At 65.0% G+C, this 18,799-nt stretch carries 14 protein-coding genes and 1 riboswitch; of the genes, 2 read left to right on the forward strand and 12 right to left on the reverse strand.

Annotated elements, in window-relative coordinates; genetic code table 11:
- Position 1: 1 nt before the first annotated feature.
- The 3 genes from GGD65_RS02915 to GGD65_RS02925 all read right to left on the reverse strand — a co-directional run bounded on the left by GGD65_RS02915 (position 2) and on the right by GGD65_RS02925 (position 4,720).
- Entirely contained in the window at positions 2 to 1,582 is a 1,581-nt protein-coding gene (locus GGD65_RS02915; RefSeq protein WP_183234357.1) for an SPOR domain-containing protein, read from the reverse strand.
- A gap of 141 nt (positions 1,583 to 1,723) precedes the next feature.
- The gene (gene argS, locus GGD65_RS02920) at positions 1,724 to 3,514 is read right to left on the reverse strand and encodes an arginine--tRNA ligase (RefSeq protein ID WP_183234358.1); all 1,791 of its coding nucleotides are present in this window, start codon (positions 3,512 to 3,514) and stop codon (positions 1,724 to 1,726) included.
- 9 nt (positions 3,515 to 3,523) lie between these two features.
- On the reverse strand, positions 3,524 to 4,720 hold the full coding sequence (locus GGD65_RS02925; protein WP_049814859.1) for a deoxyguanosinetriphosphate triphosphohydrolase: 1,197 nt from the start codon (positions 4,718 to 4,720) through the stop codon (positions 3,524 to 3,526).
- A 135-nt stretch (positions 4,721 to 4,855) separates the two neighbouring features.
- On the opposite strand from GGD65_RS02925, the gene erpA reads away from it, so the two are divergent.
- Positions 4,856 to 5,185 (forward strand): iron-sulfur cluster insertion protein ErpA, encoded by a 330-nt coding sequence (erpA, locus tag GGD65_RS02930; RefSeq protein WP_018317867.1) that lies wholly within the window; start codon positions 4,856 to 4,858, stop codon positions 5,183 to 5,185.
- A 4-nt stretch (positions 5,186 to 5,189) separates the two neighbouring features.
- Here the strand turns inward: erpA and GGD65_RS02935 are convergent, their stop codons facing one another.
- A complete protein-coding gene (locus tag GGD65_RS02935; RefSeq protein WP_183234359.1) occupies positions 5,190 to 7,520 on the reverse strand; it encodes an ATP-binding protein in 2,331 nt (776 codons plus the stop codon).
- Positions 7,521 to 7,654: 134 nt separating this feature from the next.
- On the opposite strand from GGD65_RS02935, the gene xth reads away from it, so the two are divergent.
- Positions 7,655 to 8,452 carry an exodeoxyribonuclease III gene (gene xth, locus GGD65_RS02940; RefSeq protein WP_018317865.1) on the forward strand — a complete coding sequence of 266 codons (798 nt, stop codon included), beginning with the start codon at positions 7,655 to 7,657 and terminating at the stop codon, positions 8,450 to 8,452.
- Between the two features lie 61 nt (positions 8,453 to 8,513).
- Here the strand turns inward: xth and GGD65_RS02945 are convergent, their stop codons facing one another.
- From GGD65_RS02945 to GGD65_RS02980, 8 genes are all read right to left on the reverse strand, one after another.
- Positions 8,514 to 9,344: a tetratricopeptide repeat protein gene (locus GGD65_RS02945; protein WP_026201921.1), complete on the reverse strand. Its 831-nt coding sequence runs from the start codon at positions 9,342 to 9,344 to the stop codon at positions 8,514 to 8,516.
- A complete protein-coding gene (ilvD, locus tag GGD65_RS02950; protein ID WP_179736566.1) occupies positions 9,331 to 11,052 on the reverse strand; it encodes a dihydroxy-acid dehydratase in 1,722 nt (573 codons plus the stop codon). Before ilvD ends, GGD65_RS02945 begins: the two co-directional genes overlap by 14 nt.
- 1,533 nt (positions 11,053 to 12,585) lie before the next feature.
- Entirely contained in the window at positions 12,586 to 13,167 is a 582-nt protein-coding gene (locus GGD65_RS02955) for a hypothetical protein (RefSeq protein WP_183234932.1), read from the reverse strand.
- 52 nt (positions 13,168 to 13,219) lie between these two features.
- Positions 13,220 to 15,457: a TonB-dependent receptor domain-containing protein gene (locus tag GGD65_RS02960; RefSeq protein ID WP_183234360.1), complete on the reverse strand. Its 2,238-nt coding sequence runs from the start codon at positions 15,455 to 15,457 to the stop codon at positions 13,220 to 13,222.
- A 113-nt stretch (positions 15,458 to 15,570) separates the two neighbouring features.
- Positions 15,571 to 15,786: riboswitch (cobalamin riboswitch) on the reverse strand.
- Between the two features lie 43 nt (positions 15,787 to 15,829).
- Positions 15,830 to 16,093, reverse strand: coding sequence for a hypothetical protein (locus tag GGD65_RS02965; RefSeq protein ID WP_244550660.1), 264 nt, complete (start codon positions 16,091 to 16,093; stop codon positions 15,830 to 15,832).
- Between the two features lie 99 nt (positions 16,094 to 16,192).
- A complete protein-coding gene (locus GGD65_RS02970; protein WP_018320306.1) occupies positions 16,193 to 16,402 on the reverse strand; it encodes a hypothetical protein in 210 nt (69 codons plus the stop codon).
- Positions 16,403 to 16,540: 138 nt separating this feature from the next.
- Positions 16,541 to 16,717 (reverse strand): hypothetical protein, encoded by a 177-nt coding sequence (locus tag GGD65_RS02975; RefSeq protein ID WP_018320305.1) that lies wholly within the window; start codon positions 16,715 to 16,717, stop codon positions 16,541 to 16,543.
- A 124-nt stretch (positions 16,718 to 16,841) separates the two neighbouring features.
- Positions 16,842 to 18,578: an adenylate/guanylate cyclase domain-containing protein gene (locus GGD65_RS02980; RefSeq protein ID WP_183234361.1), complete on the reverse strand. Its 1,737-nt coding sequence runs from the start codon at positions 18,576 to 18,578 to the stop codon at positions 16,842 to 16,844.
- Positions 18,579 to 18,799 lie beyond the last annotated feature (221 nt).

Here is an 18,799-nt window from a genome sequence, read left to right on the forward strand (position 1 = left end):
GTTAATTCCTCTGGACGAAGCAGGCGGACAAGCCTGCAGACTTCAGGCTGTTGCAGGCGTGCGTCGCCTCCTCGGCCGAACCATAGGGACCAGCGAAGGCGCGGTAGACGACGCCCTTGCCCTTGTCGGTGAGGTCGACGCGCTTGATCACCGGCGAACGGGAGCCGAGCACGCTGCCATATTTGCTCTGAAGCACGCGGTACGACGCGGCCGCGCTATCCTCGCTCTGCTGCGAGGAGACCTGCACGATGTAGCCACCGCCGCTGCTGGCGGGCGCGATTTGCGTCGGGGTGGTCGCAGCCACCCGCTGCGGCGGTTCGGCCGCCGGGACCGATTGCGGCGCCAGCGACATCGGCTGGTTGGCGCTGGCATTGGCCGAAGTCGGCGGATTGCGCGGTGCCGGCGGCACCACGGGCGCGGCAACAGGCTTCGGCGCAGCCGTCGGCTTGGCGGCGGCGGCCGATTGCGGCGTGGCGCTATCGGTCTGATCGCCCTTCACGGCGACAGTCCTGATCGGGCGCGGTGAACTGTTCGACATCGTGCCGTTGCTCGCGCCCGTGCTCGGCGGCGGCACCGCAGACGGCGACACGCTCGCCACCGAGGGCGGGTTCGCGTTCTGGTTCAGCGGCGGGAACACCACGCGAGGACCACCCGCCTTGGCGTTGACGTCGACCGGCGCTTCTTCGCGCGGCACGATCTTCTCGGTGCCATCGCCGCTCACCATGCGATCCGGCACCTTGGCCAATGAATCCGTCGGCGCAGGCACGATCTTGGTCGGAGTGTTGTCGGCCTTGATGATCGGCGGCTCACCGCTGCGGGGCGAGCCGACATAGGTCTTGTAGGCGAAGGCGGCGCCGGTGCCGACCACGGCAAGCGCAAGGATCGCTGCGACCGTCATCATGCCGCCGCGCTGCTTCTTGGGCTCTTCGGGCTCCGCCTCCGGATAGTCGCTCTGATACGCGTAGGGATCGTCGGGATAGGCCGGATCGCGCTGATAGTCCTGCTCGCCTGCCTCCAGCCGGCCATAGAGCGCATCGTCATAACGCGCCGGATCGGGCTGCTGATGCGGCTCCTGATAGGCGTGTTGCTGGGAAGCCTGATCCTGCTGGTAGGCCTGATCCTGGTAGGACTGCGCCGGATAGGCATGATCCTGATAAGCCTGCGGCTGGTGAAGTTCAGGCTCGGGCGCGGCGGGCTGGGCTGAATAGCGGTGCAACGGATGGACCGGGTTCACGGACACGGGATAGTCGGGCTCGGGAGCTGGCGCCGGCTGCGGCTGCACGTTGGCGCGCCGCATCCATGAGGGCGGCCCGGGCTGCGCCGGCGGGGCCTGCTCGGCATAGTCCTGCTGATAATCGTCTTGCCGATCCGCTTGCCGATAGTCGTCGTCCTGATAGCTCTGTGCGGGCGCAGGGACTGCCGGCGGATGTGCGCCGGGCCGCCCCTGAGCTGCGAACGGATCGGTCTGTCCGATCAGGCGGGCGAGCTCGGCCAAGGGATCGCTTTCCGCCTTGCCATGCTGGGCGCCACCGCGACCATAGTCATCGGAGGGAAACGGTCTGTCCTGATATCGTTCGGCCATCGTGATGATGCGTCCCTTCGGGAAAGCCGCGCGCCCCTCGACCAAGGCACGGCTTTCGACCCACAAGGCTTTCAACCAAGTCTAAGCGATCCGGCTTCTGCCGGTTACCCCCGATATTCCCCTTAAGTAGTTCGCCCCAAACTACCGCATCTCGTTCGGAGCATGGACGCCGAGGATGGCGAGGCCCGATGCCAGAACCGAGACGACGCCCTGGACCATGGCCAGTCGCGCCTTTGTTAGATCTGCATCATTATTGATAATGAAGCGTAAATAGGGCAAATCGCGCCCCTTCGTCCAAAGTGCATGAAATTCGCTGGCTAAATCATAGAGATAAAAGGCAATTCGGTGCGGCTCGTGGGCCGCGGCGGCAGCTTCCAGCATGCGCGGAAATATTGCGAGCCGCTTGAGCAGGTCGAGCTCGACGGGGTCTGACAGCCGTTCCACCGCCGACTCAGCGAGCCAGGCGATCCGCTCGCCGGCATCCTCCGGCAGTTCCGGGAACACCTCCGCTCTCGCGTTGCGGAAGATCGAGTGGCCGCGGGCGTGGCCGTACTGGACATAGAACACCGGGTTATCGCGCGACTGTTCCATGACCTTGGCGAGGTCGAAGTCGAGCACCGCGTCGTTCTTGCGGTAGAGCATCATGAAGCGGACGGCATCCTGGCCGACCTCATCCACCACCTCACGCAAGGTGACGAAGTCCCCGCTCCGCTTGGACATTTTCACCGGCTCGCCGTTGCGCAGCAGCTTGACGAGCTGGACGATCTTGACGTCGAGCGAACCCTTGCCTGACGTCGTCGCCTTCACCGCCGCCTGCATGCGCTTGATATAGCCGCCATGGTCGGCGCCCCAGACGTCGATCATCTCCGCAAAACCGCGGTCGAACTTGTTCTTGTGGTAGGCGATGTCGGCGGCAAAGTAGGTGTAGGAATTGTCCGACTTGATCAGCGGACGATCGACGTCGTCGCCGTAAGCCGTCGCTTTGAACAGCAGCTGCTCGCGGTCTTCCCAATCCTCGACCGGCGCGCCCTTCGGCGGCGGCAGGCGGCCTTCGTAGACATCACCCTTGGCCTTCAGGAAATCGATGGTCTCGGCAACCCTGTTGTTGCCGGTCTCGATCAGCGAGCGCTCCGAGAAAAACACATCGTGGCGGATGTTGAGGGCGGCGAGATCGTCCTTGATCTCGTCCATCATCATCGCGATCGCCTTGGCGCGCACCGTGGGCAGCCACCCGGCCTCGTTCATCGCGAGGAGCTTGTCGCCGTGCTCTTTCGCCAGCGCCGCGCCGACCGGCTTCAGGTAGTCGCCCGGATAGAGCCCCTCCGGGATCGCACCGATGTCCTCGCCGAGCGCCTCGCGGTACCTGAGGAACGCGGAGCGCGCGAGCACGTCGACTTGGGCGCCCGCGTCGTTGATGTAATATTCGCGCGCGACGTCGTGGCCCGCGAACTGGAGCAGGCTCGACAGCGCGTCACCAAACACGGCGCCGCGGCAATGGCCGACATGCATCGGCCCGGTCGGATTGGCAGAGACGTATTCGACATTGACCTTGGACCCGCCGCGGACCCGGCCGTAATCGGCGCCCTCGCGCAGCACTGTCCGTAACGCCTCGGCCCAGGCGGCCGGCCTCAAGGTCAGATTGATGAAGCCGGGACCGGCGACGTCGACCTTGGCGATCAGCGCGTCCGCGCGCAGCCGCTCTGCGATCCGCTCGGCGAGGTCGCGGGGCTTTGCCTTGGCCTCTTTCGCCAGCACCATGGCGGCGTTGGTCGCCATGTCGCCATGGGAGGGATCGCGCGGCGGCTCGACCACCACGCGCGCGAAATCGATGCCCTCGGGCCAGTTGGCTTCCGCCGCCAGCGTACGGCAGGCGGCGTGCACGCGTGCAAGCACGTCGGCGAACAAATGCAGTGCTGAGGATGTGTCGGGCATGGCCGCCGCCTAACGCAAATCCGGGGTCGAGTCAAAAAGCCGCTGGTGCTCGGTCAGGGCGAAACGGTCGGTCATTCCGGCAATGAAATTGCCGATCCGGCGGGCTCGGTCACCCTCATTATCCGCCTCCGCCCCCAGCAGCCATTCCGGCGGCAGCTCGCTAGGGGCTTTCAGGTATTTCGCGAACAGGTCGAACAGGATCTGTTCCGCCTCCCCCATCACCCGCATCACCCGCTTGTGACGGTACATGTGCTGATAGAGGAAGGTCTTGATGGCGGCCTCTTCTTCGGCGACCTCGGCCGGAAATGCGACCAGGGCCCGGCTCTGCTGGCGGACATCCTGGGCCGATTGCGGCTTCACCGCGGCGAGGTTCTTCTGCGCCTGCGCGAACACCGCGCCGATCAGGTGCGAGATCAGCTCGCGCACCAGCTCGGCGCCACGCCTGAGGTCCTCGAGATCGGGATAGTGCGCTGAGGTCTCGGCGATGATCTCAGCCGTGAGCGGCATCACCTTGAGATCGTCGAGATGGAACAGGCCGGCGCGCAGGCCATCGTCGATATCGTGGGCATCATAGGCGATGTCGTCGGCGATGGCGGCGACCTGCGCCTCCAGCGAGGCGAAGCTCCACAATTCGAGGTCGTAGGTCTTGATGTAGTCGGCGATTCCGACGGGAATGCCCTGCTCGCGATAGCGCCCCACCGGCGCGCCGCCGCGGTCGGTCAGTGGACCGTTGTGCTTGACGATGCCCTCCAGCGACTCCCAGGTCAGGTTGAGCCCGTCGAAATCAGGATAGCGATGCTCGAGCGAAGCGACGACGCGGAGCGTCTGGGCGTTGTGGTCGAAGCCGCCAAATTCCTTCAGGCAGGCGTCCAGCGCCCGCTCGCCGGCATGGCCGAACGGGGGATGGCCGAGATCATGGGCCAGCGCCAGGGTTTCGGTGAGATCCTCGTCCAGCCCGAGCTGCCGGGCCAGCGCCCGGGCGATCTGCGCCACCTCCAGCGAATGGGTCAGCCGGGTGCGGTAATGGTCGCCCTCGTGGAACACGAACACCTGGGTCTTGTACTTCAGGCGGCGGAACGCGGTGGAATGGATCACCCGGTCGCAATCCCGCCGGAACGGGCTGCGGGTCCGGCTCGGCGGCTCCGCGACCAGCCGGCCGCGGCTGCGGTCGGGATCGCAGGCATAGGGCGCATGGGGGGCAGCCATTCCGACGGACACGACGAATTTAGTCCCTATCCATTTGATTCTGCGTATCCTTGCACTTAACTATGCCGGACGCGGGATACCAAATGAATTTGGCAAGTGAACCTGGTATGACCGCGCGACTATCGGAGACGAGCCATGACGACCGACGTGACCATCAGTGACCGCGCCGCACGCCGGATTGGAGAGATCCTCAAGGGCGAAGGCTCTGGCGCGATGCTGCGCATCTCGGTCGAGGGCGGCGGCTGCTCGGGTTTCCAGTACAAGTTCGACATCGACCGTGCGCGAACCGACGACGATCTCGTGATCGAGCAGGACAATGCGGTGGTGCTGGTCGATCCCGCCTCGCAGCCGTTCCTGGCGGGATCGCAGGTCGATTTCGTCGACGACCTGATCGGCGCTTCGTTCCGCGTCAACAACCCCAACGCCACGGCGTCCTGCGGCTGCGGGACCAGCTTCTCGGTCTGACCGCTTACGCGCCTGTTATCTGCTTCTCCTCGTCCGTCCACTCCATCTCGGCCGGCATCAGCTCCGGCTGCAGCGGCGCGTCCTCTGACATCGTGTAGCCGCCGAGCGCGCGCAGCAAGGCCGCGACCAGCGCCGGCTTGCGCAGCGGCTTGGCGAGGAAGTCCGACATGCCGGCCTCGCGGCAGATCCTGACGTCCTCGGGGAAGGCATTGGCGGTCAGCGCGACGATCGGCAAAGCTTCGCAGCGTCCGCCTTGCGCGCGGATGGCGCGGGTGGCGGCAAGCCCGTCCATGTCGGGCATGCGCACGTCCATCAGCACCACGTCGTAATTGCCTTCGGATGCTGCCGCGACGGCCTCAGCGCCGTCGGTGACGACGCGCAGCTCGACGTCGAAGGCCCCCAACATCTTGCTCACGACCATGCGGTTGACCGCATCGTCCTCCGCGACCAGCACGTTCAGCGGCCGATCGAGACCGGCGATACGGGCCTTGAGCTCGTCGGCCTCGTCGTGGCCGGCCGTCTGCTCGGAGGCCTGGGCCTGGCTCCAGGGCAGCACCAGCGTGAAGCGGAAGGTCGAGCCCTCGCCCGGCGCCGAGGTGACGCCGATGGTGCCGCCCATCTGCTCGATGATGCGCCGGGAGATCGCAAGGCCGAGGCCAGTGCCGCCGAAGCGGCGGCTGATCGAGGCATCGGCCTGCGCGAAGTCGCTGAAGAGCTGGCCGAGCTTTTCGGGAGCGATACCGATGCCGCTGTCGGTCACCGTCCATTCGACGGTCGCCAGCAAGTCGCGGCGCGCCTGGCAGGTCGCCGAGATCGTCACCTCGCCTTCATCGGTGAACTTCACCGCATTGGACGCGAGGTTGAGCAGCACCTGGCGGATGCGCGCGACGTCGCCGCGCAGCGTCGGCGGCAGGTTCGGGTCGAGTTCCAGCTTGATCGTCAGCCCCTTGGCCTTGGCGCTCGCGCGGACGACGGTCGCGACCGCCTCCACCAGCGCCTGCGGGGCGAAGTCGATCACCTCGAAGGTGAAGCGCCCGGCCTCGAGCTTGGACAGGTCGAGGATGTCGTTGAGGATGCGCTGGAGATTGTCGCCGGACTCGCGGATCGTGGTGACCGCCTCGCGCTGCTCCGGATCGAGCCTGGTCTCGAGCAGCATGCTGGCAAGCCCGAACACGCCGTTCATGGGCGTGCGGATCTCGTGGCTCATCACCGCGAGGAAGTCCGACTTGGCGCGACTCTCGGCCTCCGCCTTTTCCGCGCGCCAGCGTTCGGTCACGTCGCGCCCGAAGCCGCGATAGCCGAGGAACTGGCCCTCGCGGTCATAGGCCGGCTTGGCCGTCAGCGACCACAGCCGCGCCTCGCCGCCGGCGACGACCTTGAGGTTCATCTCGTGCAGCGGCTCGTTCTGCTCCATCAGGCCGACGACGTTGTAGGCCGCGCTCTTGTCCTCCGGGCACAGCATGTCGAGCACGTCGGCGAAATTCGATCCCTTCAACAGCGGCAACGGCAACTGAGCGACATCTGCGAAGCGCTCGGGCACGTCGATCAAATGCCCTTCGGCATCGGTCTGCCACAGCCAGTCGCTGGCGTTCTCCTGAAAGTCCTTCAGGAGCAGCGAGATGATCTCGGTCTGGCGTTCGAGCTCGAGCTGGGCCTTGAGATTGCCGAGGAACAGATTGCCCTGCGAGACGATACTGCGCGCCATGAAAAATGCGAACAGCAGCAGGAACACCGCCGTCACCAGATACGGCCCGGCGCCGCAGAGCAGCATCGCACCGGCGCAGGCGGTCGTCATGGTGGCGAGATAGACGAGGCCGGCACGCGGGAAGGTCGACAGCGTGAAGGCACCGCCCGACATCATGCCGACCATCAGGCAGGCCAGGATCAGCTGGCTGGTCGGCTCGATGCGGCTGAACAGAGCGAGCGGCAGCGCGCCCCAGATCGCGGCGAGCAAGACCGCCTGCCGCAGCATCTGCCGCGCGGCGCGAGGCGAGGCCTCCTGCGGCGGGTTCTGGTGCGACCGCCGCCAGGCGCGCACCGCGAGCGAGGCGGTGGCGGCGAGCGTCAGGCCCCAGATCGCGAGGAAGTCGTTCCAGCCCCTGCCCCAGAACAGGATCAGCACGATGGCGACGTTCAGCATCGTCACCGCCATCGTCACGGGAATCAGCCGCGTCACGGCATCGATCTGCTTGGCGCGGATGCGGCGGATCTCGCGCTCGCTGAGATCGGCGGTCAGGCCGTCCTCGATCTCGAAGCCGCCGAGCCAATACAGGAACGCGCCGATCAGGCCGTCACGCGGCTCAGTTTGCTTCATCGACTTGTTCGGCCATCCCATTCGCGGAACCTTTTGACGATCAATGGCCTGCCGCATGCTTAAGCCGGGTTAATTTTGTGGGAGATTTTGCGGCGTCCTTGACGGGCGCGTTTGCAGTTTGTTCTAACCATGGCCCCTGCCCGGAGCCCGCCGACATGACCATCAGAGTTGCCACCTGGAACGTGAACTCGGTCCGGCAGCGGATCGACCTCCTGCTGACCTGGCTCAGGGAATGCCAGCCGGACATCGTCTGCCTGCAGGAGATCAAATGCGTCGACGAGGCCTTTCCGCGGCTGGAGATTGAGGCGCTCGGCTACAACGTGGTCACCCACGGGCAGAAGACGTTCAACGGCGTCGCGCTGCTCTCCAAGCTTCGGTTCGACGAGACCAAGTCGGGGCTCGCCGGCGACGACGAGGACGCCCATGCCCGCTTCATCGAGGGCGTGGTGACGCTGAAGTCGGGCGTGATGCGCATCGCTTGTCTCTATCTGCCCAATGGCAATCCGGTCGGGACGGAGAAATATCCTTACAAGCTCAAATGGATGTCCCGGCTTCTTGACTATTCGAAGGAGCGCCTCAAGACCGAGGAGCCGCTGATCCTCGCCGGCGACTTCAACGTCATCCCGCACGCCCGTGACGTCCATAACCCCGCCGCCTGGACCGAGGACGCGCTGTTCAAGCCGGAGACGCGGGAGAGCTTTCAGTCCCTGCTCGGCCTCGGGCTGACCGATGCCTTGCGGGCAGTCACGGATGAGCCCGGGCTTTACACCTTCTGGGACTACCAGGCCGGGGCCTGGCAGAAGAACCAGGGCCTGCGGATCGATCACCTGCTGCTGTCGCCCCAGGCCAGCGACCGGCTCGCCAATGTCGGGATCGACAGCTATGTGCGCGGCTGGGAGAAGCCGTCGGACCACGTGCCGGTGTGGGCGGATCTGGATCTGGAGGCGGCGTAGGCTACGCGGAATTGGTGGGCACGCTGCGCTTTGCCCACCCTACGAGACCGAGATTGCCGAGCTACTGCCGGCGGCCGCCCTGCACCCACTGTTCCAGCATTTGCAGGCACATGGCGCGGTCGTCGTCGGAGGCCTTGGCGAAGGCGCGGCTGTAGCTTTCCTTGATCCAGGTCTCTTCGGCGCCGGCGCTGTCACGCGCCAGCGTCAGCCACATCAGGCCGCGCGCGGCCTGCCGCGGCAGGCGGTCGCCGTTGAACAGCATCTGGCCGAGCAGCGCCTGCGCCTCGTGCTGGCCCTTCTGCGCGGCGAGGCCGAGCCAGCGCGCGCCATAGCGGAAATCCTCGCGCGAGGCGTCCGGCGTCTTCAGGTAGAGCCGGGCGAGATCGTATTGAGCGTCGGCATTGCCGAAATAAGACGCCGCATAGGAGAACATCTCCCGCGCCCGCTCCGGATCCGACTTGACCTTCGAGTTCGGGATGCCGCTCAGATAGTAGCGGCCGAGCGCGACGAAGGCGTTGGCCACGATCTGCGCCTGCGGTGCCGACGGGCTGTCCTCGGCATGCGCATTGGCGATCCGGCTGAAATATTCGAAGGCGCGCAGATCGTCCTGGGCGACGCCGTCGCCATTGGCGTACATGCGGCCGAGCTTCCACTGCGCGATGGGGTGGCCACCCTCGGCGGCATACTGCAGCGCACTGAGCGAGGTCTCCTGAGGCACAGCCGCCGGCGCGACCTTGCCGCGCGCGGTCACCGCGGTCCCCGGCAAGGTGGTCACGACCGGGATGGTCGCGTCCTTCGGGTTGACCGGAGCCCCGTCGAAGGCAAGCGCCGGGGCGGCCAGCGCACCGGCCCCCAACACAAACGCAACTATGGCACGCCTAGATGTCCGCATAGCACTGTTTCTCGTGCGCGCCGCCCGGATGGGTCACTGCCCCCCCGACCGCTGGTCCAACCTGTTGAGCATACTTCCAGAGCGCACCTGACGTGTGGTTAGTCGCGCGAGCGGTCCATTTGGTCTTGCGCTGGGCCAGCTCGGCGTCGCTCAATTTTACGTTAAGGGTACCGGCGACCGCGTCGATCTCGATGATGTCGCCGTCCTCAAGCAGCCCGATCGGGCCGCCAATGGCCGCTTCCGGCCCGACATGGCCGATGCAGAAGCCGCGGGTGGCGCCGGAGAAGCGGCCGTCGGTGATGAGCGCGATCTTGCCGCCCATGCCCTGGCCGGTCAGCGCCGCGGTGGTCTGGAGCATTTCCCGCATGCCGGGGCCGCCCTTCGGCCCCTCGTAGCGGATCACGATGACTTCGCCTTCGTGGTAGGTGCGCTTCTGGACCGCCTCGAAAGCATCCTCCTCACGGTCGAAGCACCTGGCCGGACCGGTAAACCTGAGGTTGGACATTCCCGCGACTTTCACAATCGCACCTTCTGGCGCCAAATTGCCCTTCAGACCGACCACGCCGCCAGTGACGGTGATGGGCTTGTCTGCCGGGTGCACCACGTCCTGGTGCGGATTCCACTTCACGCTCTTGAGGTTTTCGGCGATCGTGCGGCCCGTGACGGTAAGGCAATCACCGTGCAGGAAGCCGTTGTCGAGCAGCGTCTTCATCAGAAGCGGTATGCCACCTACTTCAAACATGTCTTTGGCGACATAACGGCCGCCCGGCTTCAAATCCGCGACATATGGTGTCTTTTTGAAGATTTCGGCAACGTCGAACAAGTCGAACTTGATGCCACACTCATGCGCGATCGCCGGCAGGTGCAGCGCAGCATTGGTCGAGCCGCCCGAGGCGGCGACCACGGCGGCGGCATTCTCCAGCGCCTTGCGGGTGACGATGTCGCGCGGCCGGATGTTTTCGGCGATCAGGTCCATCACCTTCTCGCCCGCGGTCATGCAGAAGGCGTCGCGGATTTCATAGGGTGCCGGAGCACCGGCCGAGTAAGGCAGTGCAAGGCCGATCGCCTCGGACACGGTCGCCATGGTGTTGGCGGTGAACTGCGCGCCGCAGGCACCCGCCGAGGGGCACGCCACGCGCTCGATCTCGTCGAGGTCCTCGTCCGACATGGCGCCGACCGAGTGCTTGCCGACGGCCTCGAACATGTCCTGCACGGTGACCTGCTGCCCGCGGAACGTGCCGGGCAGGATCGAGCCGCCATAGATGAAGATCGAGGGCACGTTGAGACGGACCATCGCCATCATCATGCCCGGCAGCGACTTGTCGCAGCCGGCGAGCCCGACCAGGGCGTCATAGGCATGGCCACGAACGGTGAGCTCGACGGAGTCGGCGATGCATTCGCGCGACGGCAGCGAGGAGCGCATGCCGTCATGGCCCATGGCGATGCCGTCGGTCACGGTGATGGTGCAGAACTCGCGCGGGGTGCCGCCGGCCGACGCCACGCCCTTCTTCACCGCCTGCGCCTGGCGCATCAGGGCGATGTTGCAGGGAGCGGCCTCATTCCAGCACGAGGCGACGCCGACGAAAGGCTGGTGGATCTGCTGGGTGGTCAGACCCATGGCGTAGAAATAGGACCGATGCGGCGCGCGCGCAGGGCCTTCCGTCACGTGACGGCTCGGCAGCCTCTGCTTGTCAATCTTCGCGCTCATCGCAAACCAGTTTCCTCGGTCAACCCTTTCAGACCCGAAAAATCAGAGCCAAGATTTGAATCGACCTTGGGATTTCTCGTCGCCTTCGAAGACCGCCGCTGCCCTAGAACATTAGAGCGATTTTATTCATGTTTGGGTGTGGCCAAAAAGCGGCGGTGATGCGAACCACCAGTGATGACGGTTAAATCGGAACCGAGTGTTGCGTAGACAGCACAATCGTTACCGGGAAGACACGGGGTGGACTACTTCAATACCCTCGCGGGAAGGATGATCCACAACTTCAGATTTTGTATCGGCAACAACACTTCCGCATTTGCTCCACGAGGCGGTGACCGCGCGGGTGAGTCGGGGCGCGCCGCTCATCGACGACTCTTCCCTCGTGTGTGGGCCCCGGCTCTGCAACGCACCGCTGAAGGAGCGCTGCGCTGCGTCCGGGGCACCAGCGGAGTTATGACGCACGCTTTCTCCACGCCGTCATTGCGAGCGAAGCGACTTGTCCGCCGAAGCCTCGGCGAAGGCGGAAGCAATCCAGAGTCTTTCCGCGGAGGGATTCTGGATTGCTTCGTCGCAAGCGCTCCTCGCAATGACGGAGCAGGAGGCACCATCGGGATGCTCCAATGCATATCCTAGCTGCAGTGCCGTAGGGTGGACAAAGGCGCATCGCGCCGTGCCCACGATCTCCCTCCATAAACAACAAGGCGTGGGCACGCTGCGCTTTGCCCACCCTACGAGATCGAGATTGTGGCACGCAGCTCAGCTCACAGACATGCCTTCGCGGCCTCGCGGCTTCATTCGCCCGAGCTTTGCTTGGTCTCGCTACCCTCTCATCCAAGAGGGCGCAGGGAAGGCCGGGTGCCGGCTCGCACCCGCGGTCCGCTGCGCGAAAAGCACGCGCAGAAAGAACCGCACAGCAGCATACAGGTGTGGCCGATCACTCGGCCTTCCCTGCGCAGTGGCTGGACGGCTTATGCCGTGATCTCCCGGGAGCCGACCATTCCTTCTGGCCTCCCTCGCCCCGCGAATTGGATGATGCAGTCTGCCCGGTTGGGCTCGCTCGCATCTCCGCGGAAGCTTGACCGTGGCAACGACGGCCAGGACCACACGGTTTTGCCGTACGCACGGCCCGCCATTTCGCCGCAGTTTTTCCAGCCCTGTCGACGAAGCCGGAAACTAACAGACGAGACGAAGCCTAGCAGCGCCGCTCATCCGCACGAAGCCTCGGGCTCACAGGGACTACCCGCCCTGCCCGCGCCTCTCGTGCCGACGCTGCCGCGTCCACCGCAAGCCCGGCTCGCGACAGTGACGACCACATAGTCGCCCCTCTTGGGTGAGCCGGGATGGACGACACATACGCCGAAACCGAATTTCGGTAAAGTGGAATATTTTTAGCGACGTGGATTGACAGAGGGCGACACAGGCACGATCGCGTAGCCCGGATGGAGCGCCAGCGTAATCCGGGACGGTGCGAGATGCCGGGGCGAGCGGCCCCGGATTGCGCTTTGCTCCATCCGGGCTACGGCCACGATCGGCCGCTCAGGCCGACATCGCTCGCTTGCGTCCGGCCGGATCGACCAGGCGCACGATCTCACAGATGGCGACGAGGCCGGCGAGCCAGACGGCGCTGGTCAGTCCAATGCGCGTCACGATCGCGGCGGTGAAGGCGCCCTCGCCGCCGAGGAACGGCGTCGCGGCGAGCAGCGCGAGCTCGTAAATCCCATAGGCGGCGACGAGCGTGATCGCCAGCGTCAGCGGCGTGCGGCCCTGCGGCAGCAGGCCGAGCACCGTCGACGAGGCCGCGGTCGCCAGAAGCGCAGCCGCGCCGATCAGGAAGCCCCAGGCAATCGCGTTGGCGTCAACGGGATAATGCAGCACGCCGAAACCGATGGTCTGGTTGACGAGCCAGGCGCCGGTGACGACGAGCAGCGCCGGACGCTGCGGCAACATCGCCGCGGCAACGACGGCGAAGGCCGCGAACGGCGTGGCGCAGGCGAACGCAAAACTTGCGAGCGCGCATGACGCCGTCAGCAGCGCAAAGCAGAATATCGGCGCAAGGCGCGGCGCGACCGGGTGAAGCCGGAAGCGATCGCCACCAGACGGCAGGATGCTGAGAGCGATGGTTGAATCTCCTTCTTTCGAATTCTAGTCCATTTAGGGCGCGTGACGAAAATCAGAACGTTGCACCGGCCTTGAGCAGATAGGAGCGGCCGGGCAGCGGATAGGCGCTGAAGCGGCCGTCCGTGAAGGTGCTCGCGATGGCGTAGTCGTAGTAGAGCGCATTCAGCACATTGTTGACGCTGAGGGACCAGAAGTAGCGCTCAACCTGGCCGCTGAGCTTGAGATCGATCGTGCCGTTGGCGGGAATCGGCTTCTGGGTGCCCGCCTGGTCGTTGTCCATGCGTCGCTCGCTCCAGAAGCGCGCGGTGGCATCGAGCACCACGTAATTCTGCCAGATGTTCCAGGTGATGCCCGCACTCGCCGTGTAGCGCGACACCAGCGGCACGTCGTTGCCGGCCCAGATGCCTTCGCGGAAGACCGCGCGGGTGTAGGCCACGCCGGAGCGCAGCAGCAGGGCATCGTTGACGCGATAGGACAGGCTGGTCTCCGAGCCGTAGCGGCGGGTCGGATCGAGATTGGTGTTGTAGAACAGGACCGGATTGAAATGGACCTCGTTGGTGAGATCCATCAGATAGAGACTACTCTGCAGCTGCAATCCGCCTCCCTTGATGCGAACACCGCCCTCGATATCCCCAGAGGTCTGGGTCTTGAGCTGGAACGTTTGCGGGATCGCAGCGAAGGTCAAGGGATCGAAGGAAGGCCCCGAGGACAGGCGCTCGTCGACATCAGGCGTGCGGAACGCGCGCGCAATGCGGCCGAACAGTGAGACCTGGTCGTTGAGGCGATGCTCGGCCCCGAGATGCAGCGCATATTGGGTCTCGTTGCTCGTCAGCGGCAGCGCGCCGATGTCGGCGTTGAAAGGAGCTACCGGGTCGAAATTGTCGCGTGCCGCAAGTCTGACGTTCTGCACACGCGCGCCGTAGGAGATGTCGGTCGCGGGCGCGATTCCCAATGTGTGCTGGACATAACCCGCAACCGTCTGCTGCCTGAGGTCGTAATTGTGCCAGGGGGAGAGCCCCTGCCCCGCGCCGCGGTTCTGCTCAAAGCTCGCATCGTAATAGTCGATGCCGCTCAGGAGCTGCGACGGCATGCCGAGCAGCAGGCTCTTCACGCTGAGCCGCGGCGTGATCGACCAATTCGTCAGATGGGAACCGACATAGGTTGACGTGAAGAAAGCCGGAACCGGCGTCGGGGTGGAAAAGAACGCACTCTGCTGCTTCTTGTCGCGCACGCCGCCGTCGACAATGAGATCGACGCCGTTGACCAGGGTCTTGGTGAAGCCCGCGGTCGCACCAAAACCCTGCTGGTTGGCGTAGTTGAACGGCGTGCTGGTCCCTCGCCGGTTGGCCCTGAGCTCGTCGAGGCCGATGGAGGGATCGACGGTGCGGCCGCCCGGCAGTCGCAGCTCCTGATTGTCGCCGGTGACGGTGAGAAAAGCACTCAGGCCCGGCGTCGTGTAGTTGAGATTGCCGACGCCGTTCTGCTGCGAATAGCGATTGTTGTCGCGGTAGCCATCGGTCCTGACCGTATTGCCGTAGAACGAGGTCGACCACGGACCGGAATTGAGCGAGGTCGAGACATTGCCGAGCCTGGTGTTGAACGAGCCGAAGCCGGCCTCGATGCGCGCGGTCACGGGCGGTCCGCCGACGCCATTTTTGGTAACGATGTTGATCACACCGCCGACCGCGTTGTCGCCGTAGAGCACCGCGCCGGAATTTCCCCGCGTGACCTCGATGCGTTCGATCGAATTGAGCGGGATGGTGGAGAGGTCCACCTGCGCCATGTCGACGTCGTTCAACCGTCGTCCGTTGACCAGCACCAGCGTGTTGGCGGTGGCAAAGGCGCCGAAGCCACGCAGGTCCACGCTGGTCTTGGCGCCGATCTGGCCGCCATAGAGCGTCGTGAGTTGGGCCCCCGGCGTCTGCATCGCGATGATCTCGGCAAGCGTCTGCGATGGCGAATGCGCGATATCCGCGGCCGTGATGACGGTCGTGGCGGCCCCGACGATGCCGCCGTTGCCGGCGGCAGCCTTACCGCCGGAGCCGGATGAGCCGGCGCCATTGCCTGCCGGCGCGACATTCGTCCTCGCCCGCTGCCGAGTCGCCTCGCCGTCACCGATCGCCCTCGCCCGCGTGCGGTTGTGATCGTCGTGATGCATCACTTCGATCGGCGGCAATTGCTCGGCAAGCTCGTGCTGGGCGAAGGCGGAGGACAGATCGAGCGAATGGAAGGAAACGGATGCGAGCAGGCCGGCGGCAAGGCGCCTGGCGGCAGAGACGAGACGGGACACAATTGTAACCTCGGTATGACGTCAGTGGCACGTCACAGCGAACGAGGTTTCACGGCAGAGCGATGGATTGCTCCGGTGAAGCTAATGTCTGTACTCCCCGACCGACATCTTCGCGTGTGACCACGGCTGACGGCAGGTCTCCTGGCTCGCGGGTCGTGACCTTGCGTCGCCTTCCCAGGACCGAGTTTCCCAGTGGCATGAGACGAAAGATTCACCGCTTACAGTTGCGGGGGCAGCCGTGGCGTTGAGACAGATCCCTGCGTTGGGACAATCCCGCACCACATTCCCTTTTGATCTCCCTGAGGAGAACCGTCGCCGATCATTTACGAGCCGTTGGCCCCGGGAGTCAATCGACCGGTCGATGCCGGGCGCTCAGGTCCGCCCTCGCACACGTTGCGCCTGGGCCCAGGCGACAGCGACGTCGCGCGGCGGAACGTCGACGCGCTTGATCGGGGTCAATTCGCCGGAGGCCGAGACGATCGCGGTCTCCTCGCGACGACAGCGCGTGCAGACAAAGCGGACCTCGTGCGGGGACGCCGACCAGCTCGACCGCTTCACATTGGCCGCCATCGGCCAGGCATCACAATGCGAGCACGACACCAGAAATCGACCGGGATCGAGCATACCCATTTCCATCGGACTCCGCGTCCTGCCCACCTGCTTCAATGATTAACCCAAGTGAATCGTTCCGGTGCCCTAGCACCGCCGCTGGGTGCGCCGGAGAAAGCGGTAGCCTCAGCGCGCGCCCTTGAGGGTGCAGGAGGTGGTGCAGGTGACCGTGGTGCCACGATCGCACGATTTGCACGCACTGACGCACTGGTTCATGTCGCGGGGATTGTAGCTGTAGTTCCGCATCGGGCAGGTCGGCGTCGAGCCGGTGATATCCTGCTCCTGGTCGCAGGCCGCCGTCATGAGCGCGACTATGATCACGGCAACGAGGCGCATGTGATTGCCCTGTCAAGCATGGCAAATGACACTCGCGAGGTGCGCTGCATTGCAGCGAACCCCGGCCTTTCCACCACGAGCGATCGCTCGCGACGTCAAGGATGCGCGCCAAACCTTAAGAACGGATTGCAGCCGGCGTCAGGCCGCAGCCTTGGTCGCGATCGCCTGCCGCATGTCCACCGCCAGCTGACGGTACTGTTCCGAGAGTTTCAGATAGAACTCGCGCTTGGTGCTGTCGGTGGCGAGCTTGGCGATCAGCTCGCATTCGGCGGTGAGCGTCTCGAACCGTTCCAGCCTGTCCTGAAGTTCCGTCATCGGCGTGTCCCCGTCAAACGCCTCAAGGACATCCAACCTAAGCCCGGGAAATAGGTCACGGCGAACATCGTTATCGAGTAGAAACGTTTTTTCCGGACAGGGCGGGCCGACCCAACAAAAACGGCTATTTCTGCTCCAGGCGCCAGGCGCCGTCCCACCCCTCTTCCGGCGGCTTGGCCTCGAATTGCGCGATGCGGCCGAGCATCGTGCGCGAGGGGCCGTCGCCGGGGACGGCTTCGAGCGCGGCGTTGAAGGCCGCGCGCGCCTCGTCGAAGCGGCGGGCCCGATAGGCGGCGAGCGCTTCGGCATAATGCGTGCGCAGGCTGTCCTGCGCGGCGGTGAGCGCGCCCGCCCGCGCCATCACCTCGAAGATCGGCTGCGGCGCGCTCTGCCCCGCGACCGCGAGACGATCGATCTCGCGCAGCTCGAGCCGCGAGCCGATCGCATCAGCAGTTGCCTGCGAGATCAGGATGCGGGTGCCGTAGACCTTGTTGACGGCCTCCAGCCGCGACGCCAGGTTCACGGCATCGCCCATCACGGTGAAGCTCATCATCAGCTCGGAGCCGATGCTGCCGGTCAGGACCTCGCCGGTGGCGATGCCGATCCGCAGGTCACACGGCGCCGGCATGGCGCGGATGCCGAGCAGGTCGGGCAGCTGCTTCTGCAGCGCGGGCACCTGGTCGACCATCTCGGTTGCGGCGATGCCGGCCAGGAGCGCCTGCTCGTCCTCCTCGATGAAGGGCGGGCCCCAATAGGACATGATGGCGTCGCCGATATATTTGTCGATGATGCCGCGATTGCTCCTGATCGGTCCGGACATCACCGTGAAATAGTGGTTCATCACCCTGACGAGGCCACGCGGGGTCATACCCTCGCTCATCGACGTGAAGCCGCTCATGTCGCAGAACATGATGGTCATGACCCGGCGCTCGCCGTCGATCGCGACCTCGGGCCGATCGATCAGCCCCTGCACCACCTTGGGATCGATGTAGCGGCCAAAGGTCTCGCGGATGCGCTCGTTGTGCCTGAGCTGCTCGGTCATGCGGTTGAAGGCCGCGGCGAGCTCGCCGATCTCGTCCTGCGTGGAGACGGTGATGGTCTTGTCGAAGCGGCCGGCCTCGACCTCGCGGGTGCCGGCGAGCAGCAGCCGCACCGGGCGCGTGATGCCGCTGGAGACCAGGAGCGCAAAGGCAAAGCCGACGATCGCCGCGAGCAGGGTCACGACACCCGAAACGACGATCGCCTGATGCTGGCGGCTGATCACCTGCGACGTCGAGAAGAACACCTGCGTCAGCATGTCGGCGCGGATCGCATCGACCTTGCGGTTGAACTGATCGCGTAGCACGTCGATGTGTTCCAGCGTGCCGCGGGCCTCGGCCATCTGCCTGGCGTCGACCTGCTTGAGCAGCTTCGCATGGTCCTCGTTCAGATCGCGCCGCAGCTCGGTGACGGCGGTCTCGATGCGAATATCGATCCGTCCCAGCGCGGCATTGTCGGAATACGTCCTGGGGTCGTCGATGATCGCGTTGACAAGCGAACGCGCGGCCTCGGCCTCCTCCTCGATCTTGCGATCGGATGTCTCGAACTCGCGAAGGCGCGCCGCATAGGCCTCTTCGTCCGACGGTGACTCCATTTTGGTCATGACCATCCGCCGTAGCGCCAGCCCCCGCTCCAGCGAGCGGATGTTGGCGCGAGCCAGATGGCTGTAGGCCGGGATGTAGCGGTTGGTCAGCTCGTCGAGCAGGACGCCGACCTGGCTCGACATCACCATCGACAGGATCGAGGTGACCAGCATCAGGACGATCAATCCGAGGGCGATACCGACGATCTTGCGCCTGATCGACTGGTTGAAAATCGGCATAGCTGCAGGGACAAAGGCCAAAGGGACGGAGCAAGGGAACTCCATACACCGGATCTGGCTGCGGGAACACGCGCAATCTGGTTCCTCCTGGCGCCCTGAACAGGCCCGACCGTCGCAGGTCCGGATCGTTAACAAAGGTTAAAGAAGCTGACCTTTGCTCCCCAGCCGAAGTTCCCTGGTCACATCCGTATTTCGCCGCATTGTTGCGACAGCGTGAGGAA

Source organism: Bradyrhizobium sp. CIR18 (assembly GCF_014198295.1).
Taxonomy (GTDB): domain Bacteria; phylum Pseudomonadota; class Alphaproteobacteria; order Rhizobiales; family Xanthobacteraceae; genus Bradyrhizobium.

Coding starts and splice junctions, on each gene's coding strand:
- GGD65_RS02945 (WP_026201921.1), bottom strand. CDS start 9,344: ATGCGGACATCTAGGCGTGCCATAGTTGCGTTTGTGTTGGGGGCCGGT.
- GGD65_RS02915 (WP_183234357.1), bottom strand. CDS start 1,582: ATGGCCGAACGATATCAGGACAGACCGTTTCCCTCCGATGACTATGGT.
- xth (WP_018317865.1), top strand. CDS start 7,655: ATGACCATCAGAGTTGCCACCTGGAACGTGAACTCGGTCCGGCAGCGG.
- ilvD (WP_179736566.1), bottom strand. CDS start 11,052: ATGAGCGCGAAGATTGACAAGCAGAGGCTGCCGAGCCGTCACGTGACG.
- GGD65_RS02935 (WP_183234359.1), bottom strand. CDS start 7,520: ATGGGATGGCCGAACAAGTCGATGAAGCAAACTGAGCCGCGTGACGGC.
- GGD65_RS02965 (WP_244550660.1), bottom strand. CDS start 16,093: ATGGAAATGGGTATGCTCGATCCCGGTCGATTTCTGGTGTCGTGCTCG.
- erpA (WP_018317867.1), top strand. CDS start 4,856: ATGACGACCGACGTGACCATCAGTGACCGCGCCGCACGCCGGATTGGA.
- GGD65_RS02970 (WP_018320306.1), bottom strand. CDS start 16,402: ATGCGCCTCGTTGCCGTGATCATAGTCGCGCTCATGACGGCGGCCTGC.
- argS (WP_183234358.1), bottom strand. CDS start 3,514: ATGCCCGACACATCCTCAGCACTGCATTTGTTCGCCGACGTGCTTGCA.
- GGD65_RS02925 (WP_049814859.1), bottom strand. CDS start 4,720: ATGGCTGCCCCCCATGCGCCCTATGCCTGCGATCCCGACCGCAGCCGC.
- GGD65_RS02975 (WP_018320305.1), bottom strand. CDS start 16,717: ATGACGGAACTTCAGGACAGGCTGGAACGGTTCGAGACGCTCACCGCC.
- GGD65_RS02980 (WP_183234361.1), bottom strand. CDS start 18,578: ATGCCGATTTTCAACCAGTCGATCAGGCGCAAGATCGTCGGTATCGCC.